16 protein-coding genes, 2 other RNA genes and 1 pseudogene are annotated in these 22,926 nt (G+C 31.8%); 9 read left to right on the plus strand and 10 right to left on the minus strand.

Going from position 1 to position 22,926, the window contains the following annotated elements; translation table 11 throughout:
- Positions 1–47: 47 nt before the first annotated feature.
- The 4 genes from GOY12_RS02330 (at position 48) to hisS (ending at position 8,000) form a co-directional block, all read left to right on the plus strand.
- On the plus strand, positions 48–2,735 hold the full coding sequence (locus GOY12_RS02330) for a PD-(D/E)XK nuclease family protein (protein WP_175818462.1): 2,688 nt from the start codon (positions 48–50) through the stop codon (positions 2,733–2,735).
- Positions 2,736–4,623: 1,888 nt separating this feature from the next.
- The gene (purF, locus tag GOY12_RS02335) at positions 4,624–6,009 is read left to right on the plus strand and encodes an amidophosphoribosyltransferase (RefSeq protein WP_175818463.1); all 1,386 of its coding nucleotides are present in this window, start codon (positions 4,624–4,626) and stop codon (positions 6,007–6,009) included.
- A gap of 180 nt (positions 6,010–6,189) precedes the next feature.
- Entirely contained in the window at positions 6,190–6,762 is a 573-nt protein-coding gene (locus GOY12_RS02340; protein ID WP_458694625.1) for a NifU family protein, read from the plus strand.
- Complete coding sequence (hisS, locus tag GOY12_RS02345) at positions 6,759–8,000, plus strand: histidine--tRNA ligase (protein WP_175818465.1); 1,242 nt, start codon at positions 6,759–6,761, stop codon at positions 7,998–8,000. The genes GOY12_RS02340 and hisS overlap by 4 nt, the downstream gene beginning before the upstream one ends.
- A gap of 16 nt (positions 8,001–8,016) precedes the next feature.
- Here hisS and GOY12_RS02350 read toward each other — a convergent pair whose 3' ends face one another.
- The 6 genes from GOY12_RS02350 to ffs form a co-directional block, all read right to left on the minus strand.
- On the minus strand, positions 8,017–8,514 hold the full coding sequence (locus GOY12_RS02350) for an invasion associated locus B family protein (protein ID WP_175818466.1): 498 nt from the start codon (positions 8,512–8,514) through the stop codon (positions 8,017–8,019).
- Positions 8,507–9,400: an RNA polymerase factor sigma-32 gene (locus GOY12_RS02355; protein WP_175818467.1), complete on the minus strand. Its 894-nt coding sequence runs from the start codon at positions 9,398–9,400 to the stop codon at positions 8,507–8,509. The genes GOY12_RS02350 and GOY12_RS02355 overlap by 8 nt, the downstream gene beginning before the upstream one ends.
- A gap of 277 nt (positions 9,401–9,677) precedes the next feature.
- On the minus strand, positions 9,678–10,388 hold the full coding sequence (locus GOY12_RS02360; RefSeq protein ID WP_175818468.1) for an acyloxyacyl hydrolase: 711 nt from the start codon (positions 10,386–10,388) through the stop codon (positions 9,678–9,680).
- 291 nt (positions 10,389–10,679) lie between these two features.
- Positions 10,680–11,012: a YbaB/EbfC family nucleoid-associated protein gene (locus GOY12_RS02365; RefSeq protein ID WP_246214349.1), complete on the minus strand. Its 333-nt coding sequence runs from the start codon at positions 11,010–11,012 to the stop codon at positions 10,680–10,682.
- A gap of 3 nt (positions 11,013–11,015) precedes the next feature.
- Positions 11,016–12,500, minus strand: a complete 1,485-nt coding sequence (gene dnaX, locus GOY12_RS02370) for a DNA polymerase III subunit gamma/tau (RefSeq protein WP_175818469.1) — start codon at positions 12,498–12,500, stop codon at positions 11,016–11,018.
- 16 nt (positions 12,501–12,516) lie between these two features.
- An RNA gene (gene ffs, locus GOY12_RS02375) (signal recognition particle sRNA small type) lies at positions 12,517–12,612 on the minus strand.
- A 230-nt stretch (positions 12,613–12,842) separates the two neighbouring features.
- On the opposite strand from ffs, the pseudogene GOY12_RS02380 reads away from it, so the two are divergent.
- Positions 12,843–13,496: pseudogene (locus GOY12_RS02380) on the plus strand (glutathione S-transferase family protein).
- Position 13,497: 1 nt separating this feature from the next.
- On the opposite strand, the gene GOY12_RS02385 reads toward GOY12_RS02380, so the two are convergent.
- Positions 13,498–14,145, minus strand: coding sequence for an O-methyltransferase (locus GOY12_RS02385; protein WP_175818470.1), 648 nt, complete (start codon positions 14,143–14,145; stop codon positions 13,498–13,500).
- Positions 14,146–14,382: 237 nt separating this feature from the next.
- On the opposite strand from GOY12_RS02385, the gene GOY12_RS02390 reads away from it, so the two are divergent.
- Positions 14,383–14,661 (plus strand): DUF2671 domain-containing protein, encoded by a 279-nt coding sequence (locus GOY12_RS02390; RefSeq protein ID WP_175818471.1) that lies wholly within the window; start codon positions 14,383–14,385, stop codon positions 14,659–14,661.
- 38 nt (positions 14,662–14,699) lie between these two features.
- Here GOY12_RS02390 and GOY12_RS02395 read toward each other — a convergent pair whose 3' ends face one another.
- Positions 14,700–15,392: a thioredoxin domain-containing protein gene (locus tag GOY12_RS02395; RefSeq protein WP_175818472.1), complete on the minus strand. Its 693-nt coding sequence runs from the start codon at positions 15,390–15,392 to the stop codon at positions 14,700–14,702.
- A 527-nt stretch (positions 15,393–15,919) separates the two neighbouring features.
- Positions 15,920–16,081, minus strand: a non-coding RNA gene (gene ssrS / locus GOY12_RS02400) — 6S RNA.
- Positions 16,082–16,204: 123 nt separating this feature from the next.
- Between ssrS and GOY12_RS02405 the strand changes: the two genes are divergently transcribed.
- From GOY12_RS02405 to GOY12_RS02415, 3 genes are all read left to right on the plus strand, one after another.
- Entirely contained in the window at positions 16,205–16,795 is a 591-nt protein-coding gene (locus GOY12_RS02405) for an MlaC/ttg2D family ABC transporter substrate-binding protein (RefSeq protein ID WP_175818473.1), read from the plus strand.
- Positions 16,792–18,093, plus strand: a complete 1,302-nt coding sequence (locus GOY12_RS02410; RefSeq protein ID WP_175818474.1) for a bifunctional folylpolyglutamate synthase/dihydrofolate synthase — start codon at positions 16,792–16,794, stop codon at positions 18,091–18,093. The genes GOY12_RS02405 and GOY12_RS02410 overlap by 4 nt, the downstream gene beginning before the upstream one ends.
- 917 nt (positions 18,094–19,010) lie before the next feature.
- Positions 19,011–20,174, plus strand: a complete 1,164-nt coding sequence (locus GOY12_RS02415) for an aspartate kinase (RefSeq protein ID WP_175818475.1) — start codon at positions 19,011–19,013, stop codon at positions 20,172–20,174.
- A gap of 1,484 nt (positions 20,175–21,658) precedes the next feature.
- Here the strand turns inward: GOY12_RS02415 and tyrS are convergent.
- On the minus strand, positions 21,659–22,921 hold the full coding sequence (gene tyrS, locus GOY12_RS02420) for a tyrosine--tRNA ligase (protein ID WP_175818476.1): 1,263 nt from the start codon (positions 22,919–22,921) through the stop codon (positions 21,659–21,661).
- Positions 22,922–22,926 lie beyond the last annotated feature (5 nt).

Consider the following 22,926-nt stretch of genomic DNA (forward strand, 5'->3'; position numbering starts at 1 on the left):
ACACTTACATTTTGCTATACAATAGGCATCATTAGTTAATGTCTTTTATGAAAAAAATTTTCACTATTAACGCATATGAAACCTTTTTTGATGTGCTGGTTCAGCACATATTTTCTGAATATGAAAAAGAAAAAATTCCTGAAATAAAGATTATACTCCCCTGCAAAAGAGATGTCATAGCATTGTTAAGTGCATCCAAAAGCCACAGTGCTAAAAAATGCATCATTCTACCAGAGGTAGTTTCACTAGAAAACATTAATGAAGAAGATTCAATATTAAATCTTGACAAAATCAGAGTCATCAAGCCAATAAAAAGGATGCTATTGCTGATTCAATTCATCCTAAAATGGAATAAAAAAAATAACGATACCTTCCCCATTGATTTAGCTTGCAGCCTACCACTACTGCTTGATGAGATCCAAGCTGCCCAAACAATAGATTATTATCAACCCAGTGAGCACCCAGGAAAAATAGAAAGTTTCATAAATTTGCTTATTGAAACCTGGGATAAAACCCTAAGAAATCTTGGAGTAATAGATATATCAAAACATAAAAGTGATTATATAAAAAATATGATCGCTTCTTTAAAAAAAGATCAACATGTAATCTTTGTTGGAATTGGAAAGGGTAAAATTTATAAACTATTGATCAAAGCTATATATGACATACCACTTGGAAAAATAATCTTACCTAACTTGAACTTAAAAATTAAAGAGAAAAATTGGAAGTCACTTGGTAAAAGGCACTACCAGCATAGTATAAAGGATCTGCTGGATTACTTAAATGTAGATAGAAAAGATGTAAGTCTTCTAAAAGAAACTAACATCACTGCCACTCAAACACATAAAGCTGGAATTTGTGATCAAGGAACTGTAGACCACCTAGATTATATCTTTGATACAACTACTGATCTTAACAAAGTTAGTAATGAGTACATCAAAAATATCGAAGTCATCACCTGTGACTCTAAAGAAGAAGAAGCACAAGTGATATCGTTGATTATAAAAAATGAAGGTCATGAAAACGTTTCTCTGGTCGTTCTTGATAAATTACTTGCAACACGTATAGCTTGTTTATCAAAGCCCATATCAGAAAATTACTCTTACATAATGCTTTTACTTAATAGTATCGAAGTTTTGACCTCAAATTGGAACAGTGTAGCATTGCTTGCGCTTCTCAAACATAAACTAGTAACTTTTGGTCACTCTCAGGAAAAATATGCTCAGATTTTATCTGAGTTTGAAATAGAGGTATTACGTAACTTTAACACAAATGGCCTAAGCGATATCATAAATTCTATTAATATCCATGAAAAGCTAAAATATAAAGAGGATATACTGTTTATTATTAATAATTTAAAGATTATATCTAATATATTATATAATGTTACAGATTATTTTATTTATGATATAGTAACAGCCCATTTACAGTGCATTAATATGCTTTCTAATATAAATTTTTTAGAGCTAGATAATAAAATAGGCGATTTTGTTCGTGATTTTTTAAACGCATGTAAGGGTGTAACAATCAAATGTTCTTTAGAGCTATACAAACAAATTCTAATGTTATTCCTAAAGAAAGAGTTTTTTTCTATAACAAGTAACTTTAATAGACTCAGTTTATATCACAATAGAGTTACAATACTTGCTGGATTTTATGATATGCCTAGTTTTCAAAACCCACTTTTAAATGCATTGACAAGAGAAAAATTTAACCTCCCTTCTATACAAGAGAAGCAGGGTTATTTTTTATATACCTTACGCAATTTATTTGGTGCAAGCAAAGTTTATATCACAAGACTGCTGAGCGATAAGAAACCAACTATATTAAGTCGTCTAGAAGTTCTATTACAAAAACCAAAATATCCTTATTGTGATTGGTTAAGAATATTAAATACACCTGAATATGTTGTTCCATACACTCAGCCTATACCAAAGCCTCAAGCTAAAGTCAGAGAAGAAAAAATGCAAGTGATATCTTGCAGTGCGGTAGAAAAACTAATTCGTAATCCTTACTCGTTTTATGTTGAATACATACTGAACCTTAAACAGTTAAGAGACCTAAATTTCAAGCCATCAATATTAGAATTTGGCACTGTGGTGCACAGCATTTTTAAGAAGCACTCATGTGATAGAAAACCATTAATGAGCATCGCACACGAAGTATTCTCAACTAGCCAGTTTCACTTCTCAAGTATATGGTGGGCAAGGTTACAAAGAGTAATTCAATCTTTCGTTAAACTAGATAAGGATAGAAATAATCATGTCGAGTTAGAAAAGAGCTTTTCTTATCCGATATCTCATATTCCAACACATACTGACAGTTATGTTACTTGGATGACAAAAGAAATTTCACTGATAGTAAGATGTGACCGAGTTGAATACCTGCCAAGTGGGCAAGTAGCAATTATAGACTATAAATTTGGTTCATCACCATCAAATAAGGAAATTATGTCAGGTTTTTTTCCACAATTAATTTTACAAGCCTTAGCAGTGGAACATACAACCAAGAGAGAAGTTTCAGAGCTTGCTTATTGGAAATTTGACTATGATAAAATAAAAGTTACTACCTTAAAAAATTATAGACTAAAAATGCAAGAATTTCAAGATAATTTACCAAGCTTCCTGTCTAATTATTTAAGGGAGACTACCCCTTTTATTGCCTCCCCATATTTCGATAAATTCCTAAGATTTAATAGCTATAAACAGCTAGAAAGGATAGAAGAGTGGTTGTAAAATCAGTAATAGTACATCACGAAAGTAGCTGACACTTTGATTTATAGTGTAGTTCATTGTACTACAGCATTAACATATGACAGAAATGTTGATAGATTTTCTGTTATCCTCATTTTAACATTTCTGAAGATAATACAAAAATAGAACATCATCCTTGATTATGCTAAATTAAAACTGGATTTCAATATCTGTTAATTAAAACGCTATTTTAAAATAAGACATAGGTTGGTTAAGTAAAAAATTTGCCTCTATGCTTCTATTTTTTACTTTATCTCTTTGCAAACTCCCATAGTAATACGTTAAACTATCTCTTGACTAAGCAAAAATTTTACAACCACAAAAACATATAAAGAGGCGTCAAAGTACTATGGTAATCAGATGGTATGTGTAGAAGAGATTAAGAAAGTACATTGTAAATTCATGCATAAACAGCAACCATAACAAAATAGTCAGGCAAAAGCTAAAAAGAGAACATAAAGTAACAAAAAAAATTCAAGAAATAAAAGAAACAACAGTGGTACATTGAGTACCAATAGATAAGCTAAAATTTGTAATATGCATACTAGCTGGCATTTAATATTGAACTATACATGGAGAATTTTTTAATAGCCTAAACTTAGTTGAGCAAAATTCCTTGAAGGAGTTTTTTTCAAGTATAGTACTAATATAATTCAACACTGATTCATAATTAGTGCAGCATTAGACTATACTTACACCTTACATATATAAATGTAATCCTATAGAATAAGACTACCTTATACGTTGTGCATGAGTTAGAAGGCGGTAACCCTACATTATAAATGTGATTCTAAAGCATGGAACAAATTCTAATGAATTTGATAGCTAAAAATTTACATTATTGCATTGCACTCTAAAAAAAATAAAAACAATGTTGATAAGATACTACCTGAACACAGCGCTGAAACTGATGTAAACTCTTTTGAAAAAAAGCTAATCGTTAAAATGGTATCATAAAACACAGTCCAAAGCATAACAAAAATACTCTTACTACATGCATTTAATAGGCAAAAAAACAGGGTGCATAGTTTTATTATTTTCAATAATTATACAGAACTGATTACAATATCGAAATTGCAGAATTATCATTAAAGGAAGGTTCTAGTCGCAAATTTTGTAATTAAATAGAAAAAGAGAATCAAATACTAGTACATCACATATTTAGCCAAGTAGAAAGAGAAAATGAGATTGTAAAATTACTTATTTAAACACAAGGAAAATGCAAATAATAATAATTTACATTTATCCAGCTACTTATAACAGGTAATATAGAACATAACTCTCCACAAAAAACAACTTTCAAGAGTTCCTTAAGAAAATAGGTAATCACTTAAGTTCAATGCTGCTGTTCAGTGTTATAGTAATATAACACTTATAATAAAAATTATACCTAGAACTACTATTGTATTGAAATAATCACACTTGTTGTGTTATCAGGAATTGCTAATACTGCGGCAAGCAGAATAGCACAGGATATCTTGCTAATATATTGATAAATCAATGCTGTTGTAATCAGTAGTATACATTCTAGTACTATATAAGCCCTACTTGGCATCAGCCCATAAAAACAAATTAAACATGTTATAAGTTTGCAAACTCCTAGCTGTAAGTGCTACTCTTAGTTTATCATTCCAAGATTTCGTATAAGATCAGATCTCTTATATAACTATTTTCATGTTAAAACTTGCTTATGCTCTTCCTAAGTATTTTACAACCGTATTTCTCTTACAAACTCCTTATCACTATATAATAGATCTAGCATAGAGAGTTATCATTAAAATTGCTGTAAAAAAAACTGAGTATTAAAAAGAACAAAGTACTTGTGCTTTACTTACGCTAAAGTAAAATTAGAGTTTACTCAATAATTTTGATGCTTGATGAAATACATGAAGAATGTGGGGTATTTGGTACAAGCTACAACAAGAATGCTGCTTTTGACTCTATACTAGGTCTTCATGCTTTACAGCATAGAGGTCAAGAATCTTTTGGCATAACTACAAGTAGCAATGGCAAGTTACATTCTTATCACTTTCAAGGTCAAGTAAGCAGCATAATTGATAAAACAAGTGAAATAAAAAAATCCCTGCCTGGAGATTACGCAATAGGCCATGTTCGATATTCAACAAGTGGTAGTAAGTCTGGAGCACAACCTATGCTCGGCAAAAGCAGTAAGTTTGGAGATTTTGCTATAGCACACAATGGTAATTTAATTAAAGTTTCCTTAATACGTGAACAGCTAATCAAACAAGGATGTATTTTTCAATCAGATATTGACACAGAAGTAGTAGTACGTTTAGTAGAAATCAATACGAAGAGTAGCTTCTTAGAGAGTTTCATATACGCATTAAAGCAAATACAAGGTGCCTATTCCTTCGTTGCAATCAACCAAGAAGTAGTTATTGGAGTACGCGACCCAGCAGGAATAAGGCCTCTTGTTTCAGGGAAGTTAAATGGTTCTTATGTTCTCGCATCTGAGACTTGTGCTTTTGATATAGTAAACGCAGAATTTGTGAGAGAAATAGAGCCAGGGGAGCTAGTCACTCTCGATCGGAATGGCAACTTAGCTTCAGCATTTCCCTTTTCACAGCAAAAGTCAAGCTTTTGTATTTTTGAATATGTTTACTTCTCACGATCAGACAGCATAATGGAGAACAAGTCTATATATGATATAAGAAAAGAAGTAGGAAGAACGCTTGCAGAGGAAAGTCCACCAAAAAATGACGTGGATATGGTTGTACCAATACCTGATTCTGGAACACCTGTAGCTATCGGATATTCAAAGCATTCAGCTCTGCCCATGGAACTAGGAATAATTCGCAATCACTATATAGGAAGAACTTTTATACAACCAACCGCTGAAGTACGTAAAGATAAAATAAAACTAAAATTTAATGCTAACAAACAAATTCTGAAGGGTAAAAATATAGTTTTAATAGATGATAGTATAGTACGTGGTAGCACACTCAGAAACATAATAGTCATGCTAAAAGACGCAGGAGTAAAAGAAATTCACCTAAAAATTTCAAGCCCACCAATTAAGTATTCTTGTTTTTATGGAATCGATACACCAGAACGCAAGGATTTAATTGCTGCAAACCAATCTATAAAGGAAATAGAGGCAAGCATAGGAGTGAATAGCTTAACTTTCTTAAGCATTGATAGTCTATATCAAGCCATTAAGAAAGAAAAGCGCAATAACATAACACCTCAATACTGCGATGCCTGTTTTACTGGTGATTATCCAATTGGCAAGTAATTTAATTAGTAGAAAAAACAGTTTTAAAATAAGTTTTTATAAATCACCAATTCCTATGAATTAAAAGTATTAAAATAATTACTGTGAATGTCAAAAAAAAGAAAAAATAATGAATAACATATATACTTTTTCATTATTTTATGATTAAATAGCAACAATTATAATCTCATGGTAAGCAATGTGTTCATTCAAATCGAAGAAACACCAAACCTAAACACATTGAAGTTTCTTCCTGGATTTGCGATTCTAAACGAAGGAGAAACGGTTGATTTCTCAAGCACAGATAAAACAAAAAACTCTAAATTAGCAGCAAATCTTTTCCAAATAGAACATGTAGTAAGAGTATTTTTCGGTCACGATTTTATTTCAGTAACAAAATCAGATAAAATTAACTGGAATACATTAAAAACAGAAGTCTTAACTACAATCATAGATCACTTTACTTCTGGTAGAAAAGCCCTAGATAAAGAATGGGTAAATGATAATGACATACTAGAGAAAGAATTTTTTGATGAAAGTGACACAGAAATTGTAAGCAGGATAAAAGAATTAATGGAAAGTTATATCAAACCTGCAGTCACTCAAGATGGTGGCGATATCAAATTTCGTGGTTATAAAGACGGAATAGTTTATGTTGAGCTACAAGGATCCTGTTCTGGGTGTCCAAGTGCTGCAATCACTCTTAAGCAGGGAGTACAAAACATGCTGTGCTATCATATACCAGAAATTCTAGGTATAGAGACTATACTATGATTACTCAACTAGCTAGAGGAACAAAGGATCTATTGTTTAATGAATGGTATAAGTTCAAATATATAGAGCAAACAGCAAACAGGATTTCAAATTTATACGGTTTTCTGCCTGTTCAAACTCCAATATTTGAATATACAGAAGTCTTCACAAAGACTTTAGGTAATAGCTCGGACATTATCAATAAAGAGATGTACACCTTCAATGATAAAGGAGGAAAGAGCATAACTTTGCGCCCTGAGTTTACTGCCGCAGTCGTCAGGTTACTGATTGAAAAAAAACTGCAAACACCGATAAAATTGTTTTCAACAGGGCCTGCATTCCGATATGAGAGACCTCAAAAGGGAAGGCAAAGACAGTTTCACCAAATAAATTTTGAAGTTTTCGGTATAGAAGACCCAAAAGCTGATGTTGAATTGATATCACTCGCTCAACATCTGTTAACTGAATTTGGTCTTAATAAAAACTTAAGGTTAGAAATTAATTCTTTAGGTAATAGTGAAACGATGCCAAAATATAGAGAAGCTCTAATATCATATTTCAAAAAGTTTCAAAATGACCTATCAGAAGATAGCCAAAATAGACTGATTAAAAACCCACTTAGAATATTGGATTCCAAAGACAAGAAAGATAAAGAAATAATCTCTGGTGCACCTAAAATTAGCGATCATTATACAAAGGAGTCTTCATATTTTTTTGATCAAATATTAAACGGATTAACAATTCTCGATATACCTTATACCATAAACAATACACTAGTCCGTGGATTAGATTATTATTGCCACACAGTATTTGAATTCATTACAGAAGATTTGGGTAGCCAAAGAACAGTATTTGCAGGAGGAAGATATGATAATCTGATGTCTTCAGTAGGTGAAAAATACACTCCAGCAGTAGGATTTGCTGGAGGTGTTGAGCGCATAATGGAATTAACCAGTTATTCTGCAAAAGAAGAGAGACCTACTTATCTAGTTCCTATTGACAGTGAGGCTAAAGAATATGCTTTCACGCTTGCAAATGAATTACGTAGAAGCGGTTTATACATAATTCATGAATATAGTGGAACGCTTAAAAGCTATATGAAGAAAGCGAATCAAGCAAATGCTAAAGTCGCACTTATTTTCGGTAATGAAGAACTGAGCAGTAAAATTTTAAAAATTAAGAACATGGATACAGGTGAAGAAAAGAAAGTTACCCATGACGATATAATAGAAAACATTCACCAAGCTTTGCTTACATAAATTAAATAAATATAGTTTATTTCATATGGCATGAACCATGCATTTTTTGGTATGCTTTCTGAAAGCCAAGTAGAGAATAAGTATCATCAACAGTAGTTGCTCTTATTTTCCCACTAACTACCATTGACAACCCTTGTTTCATCTTGAGGATTAGATCTTGATCTGTTTCTATATGTTCTGCCCACGCAAAATTCCCCTGTATTATAGACAGTATATATTCAACTTTCTTATCGACACCGAGAACTACAGGCTCTTTATCGTACTGAAAGCCAGAAGTTACGCTTACCTCACCTGCTTTTTTATTAACATAACTAACCATTACATATGGCCTGCGAGCAATCGTATAATGCTCACTTTTTTTCTTAGGATAAGATACAATGTAACACACTCTTTCTCCATCTTCTAATGCAGTGTACACAAACCAATCTTTATACCTTTCCTTTAGCTCCACACTATCAACTGATGCAAGAGCATCCATTGAGAAAAATATTAAAAATACAAAAAAACTACGCATGCAAATCAAGCTTTAAACTTTCTGACTGTATATGCTGTTTTACTTTACTCATTGCTTGTTCGGCTAACTGTCTTATTCTCTCCCTTGAAACGCTATACTTTTTACCAAGCTCATCCAGAGTTTGAGTGTTTTCAGACAAATACCTGCTAATAAAGATATCTCTTGATCTTTCACTAAGACTTCCTAATGCATTATTTAAAATCGTTTCTTTCAATTCTTTTTCTTCATGATTTTGATAAGTTACTTCCTGACTAGCAAAGTTACAAGGAATCATATCTTGCAGCTCTTTCTTAGAATCATCACCTACCTTTAAGCAATTATTCAGCGATTGATCCTTATAAGCCAACCGGTAACTCATCTGTATAACATCCACTTCAGACACAGCAAGTTCATTAGATATCGCTTTTATTTCTTCACTGCTTAAGGTTTCTCTGTTTGTACACTGCAAAATTCTTTTCTTTATTTTACGCAAACTAAAAAATAACTTTCTTTGCGCTTGTGTTGTGCCTATTTTTATAAATGACCAAGACTTCAATATGAAATCTTTTATTGAAGCTTCAATCCACCATACCGCATAAGTCGAAAAGCGGAACCCCAGATTAGGATTAAACTTTTTCACTGCATGCATTAACCCTACATTTCCTTCCATAATCAAGTCCATAAGCAGTAACCCATAATTTTTAAACTTCATTGCAATTTTTACTACCAAATTTAAATGACTAGTAATTAACTTATGAGCAGAAGAAATATCCTTACATTGGTGCCAATTTTTTGCTAGCCGTATTTCCTCTTCTTGGGAAAGAATAGAAAATTTTTGCACTTCAGCAATATATTGAATTAGACTAGCACTACCATTCACACACAAATTTAACGCCGGGATTAACATAATAACTAACACTAAAACTCTATGATACAGTATACATAATCTCTCAGCAAAAATTCAAGTTTTTACTAAAAAATACAACTTATTACTTTATACCTGATTATAAAACTTTATAGCCTTACTATTAGTCATTAGTACCTTCAAACTAAAGTAGCACGTAGCAAGTAATGCTCTTCCAGTGCAAGAAAAACACTGGAATTCACATTCCTTTTTTCTAGGTACCAATACCAGAGCTACCTAAATAACAAAACTGGAACAACAAGAAAAGTTACAAAATAGGCTAAAAATTAAACATTAACCCAGCTTCTGTGCCAACAGTGCCATAAAGAACTTTAATTCCGTCTTTAATAGGCTGCTGATCATTTTCAGTAACTGGTTTATCAAATTTAGCACCATAAGAGCCAAAATAGCGAGCTCCAGCAAAGAGTTTAATCTCTGGAGTTACATCATAACTGATACCAGCTTTTGCCTGATAAGCAAAACCAAATCCATATTCCTTATCACCTGTAACTTTTGTTGCTAGAGGATTGCTAAGATATGCTGCGCCAACACCAATACCAATATATGGAGTAACAGGCATATCTTCAATTGATACATCATAATATACGTTAACTAATCCTGAAAGTGCATTTAAGTTATCTGCAATTGCTGGAGTAGGAGCTGTTTCAAATATATCTCTACTCAGTTGCGAGTAAAGACCTTCAATATCAACCCTAATATCGTCCATCTTATAACCAAAAGCACTACCACCAGCCATAAAAGAAGCTTTATAAAGGTCAGTAGTTACATTAGCATTTGCACTCTTCTTTTTAGCACCTATAACGCCATCAACTTCCGTTTTAAAAGGTAAAAATTCACTGTTGTACTGCAAGCGAATGTAGTAGCTAGTCTCTTCATCATCTATTGGACCAATAGGACCTGAAAAAGCAGCATTTGATAAACTTAGCAACGCCACTAAAGCAGTTGCTGAAAAAAACTTTTTATAATGCATAATCACCCCCATCAAAAAAATTAAAATTCCACTTTAGCAATTTTAATAAAAGCTAAAGCCAAGTCAAGCACTAACTTAATAACACAAAATACTTGACGTACAAAATAATTTTTAGGGAAAAGTAAAGACTTTACCGATAAATCATGTAACTTTTCCGTAGATGATTTCTTTTGACTCTTTGCATTATCTTCTTACCACTAATACCCCATACCTTAGTGTGACAGATACATTATATAAAACAACGACAGCATTAGAAATACTAGAGAAGCTTAGTCATAATATAGAAAAACTTTAAAAGGGAAGTTTAAATCCAGAAGGTAAACCCATCATACTTGCTAGATCAGAGGTTGCATTTGTTATATCCGCTTCTGCTTTTTTAATAGCATCGTTGAACGCTGCTGTTACTAAATCCTCTACTATGTCTTTCTCTTCATTTCTCATAAACTCTAAGTCTATATTTATCTTCTTAACTTTATAGCTACCTATCTTTATAACTTCTATTAACACGGACACTTTACCACCACCGGAAATACCCTTAAATTCTTTCCCAACATATTTTTCTTGAGCTTCTACAAGCTTCTTTTGCATCTCTTGTGCTTGCCTCATTATTTGACTAAAATCCACAATTCACTCCTTACTCTCTATATTAACTATCTTTGCACCCTTAAACGTATCAAGTACATCTTTGACTGTAGGTACATAATTTAAGTTACTTATTTCTCTGTTCATATAACATACATCAACTGTAACCAACCATTGTTGCTGAGTCACCTGATCCAAGTAATTTTTTAAGTCATTACAAAAATCACTACTCAATTGAGATATAGCTTTTAATCTTAAATATCCAGGTTTACAGTCTATTAATTGTAGATTACTACATAGCTGTTTGTAAAGATAAATTTGATTATCCTGTCGCAATAGTTGTTGAATTTTATCAAAATCATAATTTTTTTGCCGTATACTCTCCATAGTACAGATATCCTTTTGCTGTACATTTTGCGCAAGAACTTTTTTAACTACTTGCTCAGGAGAAGGCAAATCAGAAAGATAACAGAGACTGATGAGCATCATTTCAGCAGCAATATCATTACATGATGAAGTCTTTATAGTTTGAACTCCCTTGAGCAATACTTTCCATAGCCTCGAGAAAAAGATTAAAGACTTCTTTACACTTAAGTCTTTAATCTTGTCTTTTCCACTTTCTAGCACTGAACTGTCAATCTCCTTTGTAATCAAAAAACGACATATTAACTGGATTGTTTGTAAAAGACTTTCAAAAATACTAAGTGGATTCGCTATCTTTGTTGCTTTGTCAAATATCAATAAAGCTTTTTGCAAATCACTATCTAATAGTGCTTCCATTAAATCAAATACACTACCTTCATCTACCAAACCAAGTATTTCTATCACATCTTCAGTAGATATTAAGCTATCTTTACTATACAACATCGCTTGATTCATCAAAAATAAGGCGTTACGCATTGAATTGCTACAATGATGTGCAATTAACTCTGATGCTCTATTTTCAATCAAATAATTTTCTTTTTGTGCAATGTCATTTAAACGCTCTACTATTTTAGTTATAGGTATTTTACATAAATCAAATCTTTGACAACGTGCAACAATAGTTATCGGCATCTTTTTTATTTCTGTAGTTGCCAAAATAAACTTTACGCTAGATGGTGGCTCTTCCAGGGTTTTAAGTAATGCATTAAACGCACTGCTCGATAACATATGCACTTCATCTATAATGTAAACTTTAAATTTAGAACTTATAGGTAAATAACAAACATCCTCTAATATTACTTTAATATCTTCGACACTAGTGTGACTTGCCGCATCGATTTCAATCACGTCTGAATGATTTGAGTTTTTTATCGCTAGACAATTTTCACATGATCCACAAGGCTCAAAAGTTGGTCCTAAAGAACAATTCAAACATAAAGCTATTATTCTCGCTGTTGTAGTCTTACCAACTCCACTACTGCCAGAGAGTAATATAGATTGTGGAACCTTATTGAGAGTAAAAGCATTTTTTAGTACACGCACCAATATATCTTGACCTATCAAGTCTTTAAAACTATCAGGACGATACTTTAATGCTATATTCATGCCTCCAACTAAACCAAATAACAAGATAGGCATGCAACCCAAAAAAAAACTGATATGGCTGCTTCATTCCTGATCTGACCAAGTTACAGAGTTTTTGCCTGCATACCTTATAAAATATAATACTTTTTTTTTATTTAGCAAGGTATATTCTATATTAGCCCTATAATTTGATATATTAATTTCTTTATAATGCTATTATAATAGTAAACAAAAAGTCAGTTTATCATGTAAGTTACCTAAGATTATTATTCTTATGTCCATTTACGTTATCCAATACTCATCATTTATCATCCAAGTATTTATGACACCTAAGTTGTACTGGAACAGCAAGGGGAAAAGTTTATGATTCTATATTACTTTCCTCTTTGTCCATTTTCACGAAAAGTTAGAGTCCTTCTCAAAGAGAAAAAGTTAAATTGTAATTTAATATATGAAAATCCATGGGAGAAACGCAATAAATTTATGAAGATTAACCCAACTGGATATGTACCAGTCCTGATAGATAAGGATTTAGTCATAGCAGATAGCAATGCTATTTGTGAATACCTAGAAGAAACTTATAACAGCAGTATTAAATTGCTGGATTTTCCCGCTATTGTTAAGTCCAAAATACGGGCTTTAATTAGCTGGTTTGACAATAAATTTTATAATGAAGTCACTAAGTATATTATAAATGAGAAAGTGATAATTAACCGCAGTCCCGACTCTAGGTTCCTCCATGCAGCCAAGCACAATTTATCTTACCATATAGAATATATTGAATACTTAATCAGTAAAAATGTTTGGCTTGCAACCAATAAGTTCACTTTAGCTGACATTACTTTAGCGTCACATGTTTCTGTGATGGACTACGTAAATAGCTTCCCATGAGAAAAAAGTAAAGTTTTAAAAGAATGGTATTCTATTATCAAATCAAAACCTTGCTTTCGTGACATGCTATTAGAGAGAGTTCTCGGTTTGTCTCCTCCTAAACATTATGCTGACCTTGATTTTTAATTCACATCAGCTTTAAAGCTACAGTCATTCCTTCATCCGTTGGAATCAACATAGAGTAATATCTTTTTTCGTCTGACAACCTATAATTAAATTCTCTCATAGCATACCATGATTTTTCTGATACTTTTTTTGGAGGTGATTCCAAAAATACCGTATTAAACAATAGAGTATTATCAGCAACAATTAGTCCGTCTTGTTTAATATATAGCTCTGCCCAATCTAAGTATTTAGGATAATCACTCTTATTAGCATCGATAAATATCATGTCAAACGGTGCTTGTGTTGATAACTCGCTCAATTTTTCTGATGCGTTGCCTTCTATTAAAGTAATTTTATTATTCAGATTAAAAGCACTAAAATTCTTCCTTGCTATACTTGAGTGCTCAAAATTACTTTCTACCGTGTATATATGACCATACTCAGGCAGAGCTTTTGCCATACAAATTGATGAATAACCATACAATGTACCAATTTCAACAACACTGCTTACTCTGTGTATTTTTATGAATAAACTAAGTAGTTTTCCTTCTTCAGCACTAATTTGACTGTGTTTCTTGCTTTCAAGAATGCAACATTCCTCTATCTTCCTATACTCCTTTACAAATAAGTCCCTTATGTACGATGATTTCACAGAGCCATTACGTGCCATATTTCATACTAAAAATTCAACTCATATAGAGTATATACTAGCTTGAGATAATAAAAACATCTACCTTAGGTTACTATTTCACAGCGTAAAATTTTAAGTGACAAAAATTATTATATATAATATTATAATTAACTAGTATAACAGTTGATCGATTGTTGTACTAGAATTAAAGAGGCTGCTCACATGCATCTTTCTTTATTAAAAAATAATTTTTATTTATATCAATTAGAGGGGTATATGTCTTATAATATTGCTAGTGAAGTTGAACCTTCAAATAAAAAATCTAACAAAGACGAAGGGGTTGCATTACTACATAACCCAGCCTATCGTGAGAAATATAGGGAACGTTTTGATGAAGCTCAGAAGAAAGTTATGGATATGGTTCAGTTTTATGATGGAACAATAATGCTAATAGAAAATAAAATTGCTATGTATTACTATGCATGGCACAGTAAAAAAAGAGAGTTTGAGCGCAAAAAACAGCAAGCAGTAATAAAAAACGACGGACCAACATAGTGGCCTTTTATGTGATAAGCTACAGTGGTATTACCTCACTATAGCTTTTTCACATAACTATCTATTATACTAGCTAAGTACTCTAGTGTTTTATACCCTTCGTGTTTAATTTTGTCATGCTCTACATACAATTTATCATTGGTAGGCCTGATAAAAAATATTGGAGTACCTGTAATGCCAAGCTTATTGATTGCCAGTGACTTATCACTTATAACTTTATCCATTATTTTCTTATCATTGATGCATTGGTTAAACGTATCTTGCTTTAAATTACTTAGTGCAGCAACTTTTTGTAATACAGTTAAGTCATTAAAGTTAGAGTAGTTCCATGAATCTATTAAATTAAAAACAGCTTTATTAAAATTAAAATAGTCTTCTGTTCTTTCGTAACAATAACTTAGCATTGCAGCTTTTAAGCCTCTATAATCCATAGGGAAATGACGGAATATATATAACATTTTTCCTGTATCTACATATTTCTTTTTAATCTTAGGAAAAACTTCCTTATGAAAAAGATAACAGTGGTAGCAGGTAAGCGAAGCATACTCAATCATCAAAATCGGTGCTTTTGGATCCCCTAATAATTTATCATCAGGCAAAGGTGATAGTAGCTCCTTTGGTGTTATCTCACTAGTCTTTCGAGTGCACTGATCGTCAAATAAGTCTTGCTCAACAAGAGCATAAGAATCAACACTTATTAAAATTAACGCAAACACCAGCCTGAAGATCATTGCAATACAAATATTAACTAACTAAAAACTATATATTTATATAAATAATGTCAAGATAACTTTTAACCAGTAAGGCTTTTGACTCTATTTTTGAATGCAGCAATTACTTTCTTTGCATATATCCATATATTAGGCTTAATAAAGTCAAAAGTAAGCTAGATTTGATTTAAACTTAAATTCCATATAAAACTTCACCACGGTTTTATTCTCATTTATAAAAATAAATTTTTATCCGTTGTACAAATATTCAAATATTCTATTTGCTAATACAACTTTTTTCAACATTCATTTATTTTACCTGGAGAAAGAAAGATTATCTCTAATATGTCACTGACTTTAATACCATAAAAAGCTGCTAGTAAATCCATAACCATTTGGCTGTGACGATTCCTTATATAAATAGCTTTACACTAAGAAATAAAACCGGTCACTTCTTAACTTAATTATAACCTGAAACATACTGCTAGCTGAATAGAGAAAAAATATCTTATTCTCCACATCGGTAGAGCATAAACCTAATTAACTGAGTAGAATCCGTATCTATCGTCAGCCCTAGTAGATTCCTGAGACATGAAGTTAAGGTGGGCATCACATACTAACTTTAACAAAATTAATAGAGGCAATTCCCTTGACTAGAAATTATCGCTCGGGAAACTTAACTCAACTAATAACGCATAGAACAGATTCTCATAAGTATAGCTAATTTTTATAAGTCATGTCCATAAGCACATTGTAATTAACAATAAAATTAACTATCATTTAACTCTTGTTAAACTTTATGTCCTAAGTGTTACAGTCAATAAATATATTTTATGAACATCACTAAAGCTTTAATCATCATTGTTTCCACTATCATTTCTTTAAGAGCCTACACTAACTGTACAGACCATAAAATTTTTGTGCATTCTATAAAGCAACAAGTAGATGGAACATCTATAAAGGAAAATAAAAAAAATCGAGAATACATATGTAAAAAACTTCAGGAGATTATTCAAAATAATGTTAACCTCAAGGAAATATCCCAGTTTGTTATTGGAAAACATTGGACTTTAATTACTCAGAGAGAAAGAGAAAATTTCTTAAGAGAATATGAAGCATATTTTACACATTTATGCGCTAAAATTTTATATAAATACATAAACGGTAGCGAAATGAACATAATTAGCTCAAAAGCAATTGATGATAGAACTTGCTTAATTAACACAAGATTTTCCTATAGCGATGAAGAATTTACTAATATTGACTTCAAAGTTACTAAAAATAACAACTCCTTCTTAATAAACGATATTGTAATGAACGCTATAAGTATTTCTATTAATCAACGCTCTAAATTCAGTGAGAAAATTGATACATATGGTATAACAAATGTTATTAATGAATTAAAATTTAACAATAATCTATGATATATATGCCTCATTGGCCAAAACCACTTGGCAGCAGACCAAAGGATTTTTCTCTTAAGCGCATAAAAAGTTTTCTAAATAAGCTAGGGAACCCTGAGAGAAAAATGCCCCCAGTAATTCACATAGCTGGAACTAACGGAAAAGGTTCAACATTGTCATTTATAAGGTACATGCTGCAGGCAGCAAAGTACAAGGTACATGCATATACTTCTCCACATTTAGTAAATTTTAATGAAAGAATAGTTGTCGCAGGCAGTTATATTGACGACAATGAATTACATAACTTACTAGAAGAGTGCCGCAGTGTAATTGTAGATCAACCTATCACTTTATTTGAAGCTACAACTGTTGCAGCTTTCTTAGTCTTTTCTCGCTATAAAGCTGATGTTACTTTAATCGAAGTGGGCATGGGTGGAAGGTTAGATGCAACAAATACTATAGATAACCCAATTTTAACAATCGTTACTTCCATTGCACTCGACCATGCAAAATACCTCGGCCCTACTTTAGAGATTATAGCAGGTGAAAAAGCTGGAATAATGAAATGTGATGTTCCTTGTATAATAGCACCACAGAAAAAATCTATAATGAATACACTAGAACGTTGTGCAATAAACAACAGGTCCCCTTTATTTAGAGGTGGCTTCGAGTGGGATTGTAAAAAACAGAACAGCAAAATGACTTTTCAATCAGCTATTCAATCGATAAAATTCCCTTTGCCGTCTTTAGAGGGCAATCATCAAATAATCAATGCAGGAAATGCTATCGCAGCATGTAGCATTTTGAGTGGAAAGTACGGGTTTGATATTGGAAAAGAGGATATCACTTTAGGGCTACAACATACCTACTGGCCTGGACGATTAGAACTCATAAAAAAAGGCAATTTAATTTCTTTATTACCGAAAAATTGGCAATTATTTTTAGATGGTGCACACAACAGTGATGGTGCAAGAGTATTAGCTGAGTGGATAAAAGATAATTTTGCTGAAGGCATCTATATAATTTTTGGTATTACGCGTAACAGAAGTGTAGAAGAGTTCTTAGAATACTTAAAACCATATATCAAATTATTATGTGTAGTTTGTGTAAAATCTGAGCCCGAATCAATAAATACACGTTCAATCAGAAAGAGAGCCAACAATATAGGAATAAATGCTATTGAATGTAAGTCAATTAGCGATGCTATATTAAATCACATACTAAAAGCCTCTGTTCAAAATATCAAAACCATATTAATTTGTGGTTCATTATTTTTAGCCAGAGATTTTGCTATGGAGAATAGCTATAACTTCATATAAATAATAACTTACAGCTCAAAAAATAATTTCTATCTCTTATAGAAATACTACTTGGTAATTTTTCATCAATTTCTACAAGAAAATAATCCCTTGAAATTGTTTCTCAATTAAATTTATAACTATTTTCTCGACACAATCATAATCAACTGCAGCTACTTAAACACAGCGATATAACAACTAAAGTAGCAACCAAAATATCTAAAGCAGAGCTAGCGAAATTAAAACTATTACAGCTAAAATTAATCCCATAACGTAAAGTACTAAAGACATAAAAATTACTTTACCTAAGACAATCGAGTTCTTCAGCCACTTAACTTAATCTCATCACTTTTTAAAAATTTCTCCATACTTGGTTAAAGTCAAACAATAGTGAAGGAAACTAATACTTAGTTAAATTCATTTCTGTTTTGAAGATAAATGCTCTTAATGACTGAGTTTAAAACGAAACTTACTATAAGGAAGGGAAGAAAAGTTATAGTGCTATGATAGGCTATAAGTAACACTATTATTTACAAAAATTCAATAGATAATGAAAATTATAACCCTCTCAGAAAAAAGGAAATAAGAAGAATACTTGGAGCAAGCAATATACTATTGTTAATGTTAATTAGCTGCTCTTTATTAAAGAATTTACCTTTACTACTTTATTATCTAGAAGTTTTATAATTCTTAGTAATCATAGTTACGTAACTTATCATGTAACTTTTTTACCAAATTATTTTTCTACCAAGTACTATTTTCCAATAGCTCTATTATAAATTCTTTAAAAAATAGCTTTTTGACACAGCAAACTTTAAATTTCTGCTCTATTTCCTTATTATTTATTTTCTATCCAAGTGACCTTCAAGAATTGTTTTTGTCATAAATTTTCCCTATAAGAACTATATTTTTCCCTAGAGGAAAGCTATATTGTAACCATGAACAATATAATTGTAAAAAAATTTGGTGGTACTTCATTGACCGATTTAAATCGAGTTGCAAACTTAATAAAAAAAGATGTCGAAAAAGGTTACAACGTAATCGTTGTTGTTTCTGCTATCGCAGGATTTACCGACCAAATGGCTCTTCAGGCTAGACAAATCTCAAATTTAAATCACAGAGGAGAATTATCAGAATATGATGTTCTACTCTCAGCAGGAGAACAGACTTCTTGCGGACTACTAGCAATCACTCTTCAATCTATTGGAGTGAATGCTAAATCGTGGCTTGCTTGGCAGTTACCAATCATAACTGATGATCTTCATTCTGAGTCTAAAATAAAAACAATAAAGATCGATCCTTTAAAAAGATCTTTTGCCGAAGGCTATACTGTTGCAATTATTGCTGGTTTTCAGGGCATACATGATAATAGAATCACTACTTTCGGCAGAGGAGGCTCTGATATATCAGCAATTGCCCTTGCAGTAGTTTTTAATGTCAAAGTTTGCGAAATTTTTACTGATATCGACGGAATATATATAGCCAATCCGAAAATCGTTCCAAAAGCACACAAGCTTAAGTCTGTTTCTTATGATGAAATGTTGGAGATGTCAGTATCTGGTGCTAAAATACTGCATAATCGTTCAGTACAACTTGCAATGAAACATAATATTAAAATACAAGTGTTATCTACTTTTAAAGAGGTAGAAGGAACTGTAGTACTGCATGAAAAAGATGTATTAGAGAGATATATAATCACCGGAATAACTTATAGTATTAATGAAGTCCTTGTAACTTTTACTAACCTTACAAGTGCCTTACATATTTTACAGGATATAGTAAAGGCAAACATTAAAATTAATATGATACATGGGTCAGACTTTGTGATTTCAGAGCTTGATATCGATCTAATAAAAGAACTACTGAGCAAAAACGGAAATTATGTTATAAATAGTAATATAGCCAGAATTTCAATAATTGGCATTGGCGTTATGTCTAATACTGAAGTGATACATCGCACATTTAAGGTCTTAGGCAAAAAAAACATAGAAGTACTTGCTGTCACAGCATCTGAAATCAAAATCAGTATAATTATACCAAAAAAATATGCTGAAGCTTTAGTTAGAGATTTATATACTGAGTTGGTATGTAACACTAGATAGTGCTACATACCAATAACTTCTTTTATTGAAAAATCCAGAAGAATGGTGCACGATCTTTATAATAGTAAACTTTAGTAAAACTTACTTTAGCTTCAAACTGACATACCTTTTAATAATGGAATCTTAGAGCTGCCTCACTCCGGACTAGCAAAAACAAAGAAACAGATCTATTAAGGAGCTAGTAGAAAAATTGATATTAGAAAAAACTGAAAGCGAAGGAGAAAAAGTATTAATTAAGCATACTATGAAACTTTATACTCCGAGTATAAAATAAAGGACGTCAAAAACTGATCTTGCCAACCATGATAAAGTATTGCGCTACAGAATTAAAAAAATTAAGAGCAAGTAAATCTTACAAAATATCTAATGCCCGTTGTTTCAATAAAGTATAGGAAAGATATTTATGGAAAATAAAAAAATGCTGTAGAACCATTAGTTTGAACCTCTTAGAGAGTAATGTTTGACTTCTATAGTTTTACCATACATTCGTTATAAAGCTCTTTTACTCCTTAAGAAATAAACAGCCTCAAGTGCACCAACTTAACGTTGGTATCCTAGTGCTTGGAAACTGAAGCACTTAGCATAGCTACATCTAAACTTACCTAGAAAAAGTAGAGAAAAAAGTCTATCTTCTCGCTTCAAAAACTAATTTCAGCAACTTCACATAGTCCTTTCTTTTTATTATCAGTTCTAACTTTTCTTGTTCTAATCAGCTCGTCAAAGTTAGATTTACTAAATGATCTTGAGCAAGATCTGACATCTTATACACTCCTTTTTAGCTAGAACCTTAGTAACTTTAGCATTAACTCTTCCATTTCTTTAAGTAATTTATAATCATTAAATAACAAAAACGTGTTTACCTTGATAATCTAATCTTACAATTCATATTTAACACCTATCTTTTTACTTAATATCTCAAGCATAGTCTAGATATATCAAAAAATATGGTTTAATTTGCTTAATTACACTTCAGTTAAATAATTTTTTATAATATTTAACTCCACTTTTTTTAAATCTTGCCATTAGGAGTTTACATAGAAATAAGACCTACTATGATTTTTTCGTGACTAACTTTAGAATGCATTAACTGTATTGTAGATAACCTATGAATCGCTCGATTAATCTATGTTACACTTTTAAGCAACGATGTTTTGTTACTTCTAAAATTGGACAGTAATCAGCAGAACATCTAGCATAAACATCTGTAACTTCTAATAGAATCTATGCTTTGAAGCTTTTATTTCTCTAATCTCTTTAATCAGTTCATCAATGCAACAATTTTCACCAGATTCAAATATATTCTTCGTATGTTTACTAATAGCCTAAGGCTATATACTAAAACTCTGTTATTTTTTTCACATGAAGCCAATGAACTACTTAACACAAAATATTGACTCTATATCTTCACCTGAGATTATATATAATAAACTTTGCTCCCTAATATTCTCTTAGCTATTTCATATACAACTTTTCATTCTATGAAATTACTTTCTAACTTCATCTACTACAACTTTAATATGGCGTTTCTTTCCCGCAGATAATTTTACGAATGACTGACTTTTGAAGCTATCAGAATTTATTATATAGTTAATATCATTTACAATATGATCGTTGACTTTGCATCCATTGCCCTGTATTAAACGTTTTGCAGCACCTTTTGAAGACTCAAGACTAGTGTTGTTCAGTAAATCTACCAAAGACATACCATGTGCAATTTGTTCCTTTGTTATAGTATACTTAGGAAGTAGCGAACTATTTCTATTTTCAAAAGCAGAGACTGCAGCAGATTGTGCAAGTTCTGCTTCTTTCTCACCATGGCATATCTTTACAGCTTCTGTTGCCAAAACTTTTTTTGCTTCATTTACTTCTTGATCCTTTAAAGATTCTAGCTTTCTAATCTGATCAATTGGCACATCAGTAAGCAACCTCAAAAAACGTCCTACATCTTGATCATCAACATTGCGAAAATATTGCCAATAGTCATAAGGTTTTAACATAGTATCATCAAGCCACACTGATCCACTTTCTGTTTTACCCATCTTCACCCCTCGAGCATTCAGTAAAAGAGGAGTGGTAAAACCAAACAACTCAGGTAAGTTCAACTTCTTGCCAAGCTCAATTCCATTTACTATATTCCCCCACTGATCTGATCCTCCAATTTGCAGACGACAATCATATTTTTTATTTAATTCAACAAAGTCATAGGCTTGCAGCAGCATATAGTTAAACTCCGAAAAGCTTAGATTTTGCTCCCTATTAAGCCTAATCCTTATACTATCAAAACTTAGCATACGATTTATAGAAAAATATGCTCCTATATTACATAAAAAATCTATGTACTTTATGTTATCTAACCAATCTGCGTTATTTATGATCACTGCACCAGTCTTGCTATCATTAAAAGACACCATCTTCTCCAGTATTTTCCTTATACTAGATACATTTTGCTTGATGTTTTCTATGGGCAAGGTGCTTCTTTCTTTATCCTTGAAAGATGGATCGCCAATCTTTGTTGTGCTACCTCCAAGTAAAATTATTGGCTTATACCCAAATTTCTGTAGGTGACGCAACATCATAACTTGAATCAGATGACCAACATGTAGACCAGGTGCTGTGCAATCAAACCCAATATATGCCACTATATAGTTATTCTGCACCAATAGTTGGTTTAAACCTTCAATATTTGTACATTGGTATAAATACCCTCTCTCTCGGATAAAATCCAAAAATTCTGATTTATGCTTCATAATTT

Origin of the sequence: Wolbachia endosymbiont of Dirofilaria (Dirofilaria) immitis (genome assembly GCF_013365455.1) — a bacterium.
Lineage (GTDB): Bacteria > Pseudomonadota > Alphaproteobacteria > Rickettsiales > Anaplasmataceae > Wolbachia.

Excerpts from the sequence above, each read along its gene's own strand:
- GOY12_RS02330 (WP_175818462.1), top strand. The coding sequence starts at position 48 with ATGAAAAAAATTTTCACTATTAACGCATATGAAACCTTTTTTGATGTG.
- purF (WP_175818463.1), top strand. The coding sequence starts at position 4,624 with ATGCTTGATGAAATACATGAAGAATGTGGGGTATTTGGTACAAGCTAC.
- hisS (WP_175818465.1), top strand. The coding sequence starts at position 6,759 with ATGATTACTCAACTAGCTAGAGGAACAAAGGATCTATTGTTTAATGAA.
- GOY12_RS02350 (WP_175818466.1), bottom strand. The coding sequence starts at position 8,514 with ATGCGTAGTTTTTTTGTATTTTTAATATTTTTCTCAATGGATGCTCTT.
- GOY12_RS02355 (WP_175818467.1), bottom strand. The coding sequence starts at position 9,400 with ATGTTAATCCCGGCGTTAAATTTGTGTGTGAATGGTAGTGCTAGTCTA.
- GOY12_RS02360 (WP_175818468.1), bottom strand. The coding sequence starts at position 10,388 with ATGCATTATAAAAAGTTTTTTTCAGCAACTGCTTTAGTGGCGTTGCTA.
- dnaX (WP_175818469.1), bottom strand. The coding sequence starts at position 12,500 with ATGAATATAGCATTAAAGTATCGTCCTGATAGTTTTAAAGACTTGATA.
- GOY12_RS02385 (WP_175818470.1), bottom strand. The coding sequence starts at position 14,145 with ATGGCACGTAATGGCTCTGTGAAATCATCGTACATAAGGGACTTATTT.
- GOY12_RS02390 (WP_175818471.1), top strand. The coding sequence starts at position 14,383 with ATGTCTTATAATATTGCTAGTGAAGTTGAACCTTCAAATAAAAAATCT.
- GOY12_RS02395 (WP_175818472.1), bottom strand. The coding sequence starts at position 15,392 with ATGATCTTCAGGCTGGTGTTTGCGTTAATTTTAATAAGTGTTGATTCT.
- GOY12_RS02405 (WP_175818473.1), top strand. The coding sequence starts at position 16,205 with ATGAACATCACTAAAGCTTTAATCATCATTGTTTCCACTATCATTTCT.
- GOY12_RS02410 (WP_175818474.1), top strand. The coding sequence starts at position 16,792 with ATGATATATATGCCTCATTGGCCAAAACCACTTGGCAGCAGACCAAAG.
- GOY12_RS02415 (WP_175818475.1), top strand. The coding sequence starts at position 19,011 with ATGAACAATATAATTGTAAAAAAATTTGGTGGTACTTCATTGACCGAT.
- tyrS (WP_175818476.1), bottom strand. The coding sequence starts at position 22,921 with ATGAAGCATAAATCAGAATTTTTGGATTTTATCCGAGAGAGAGGGTAT.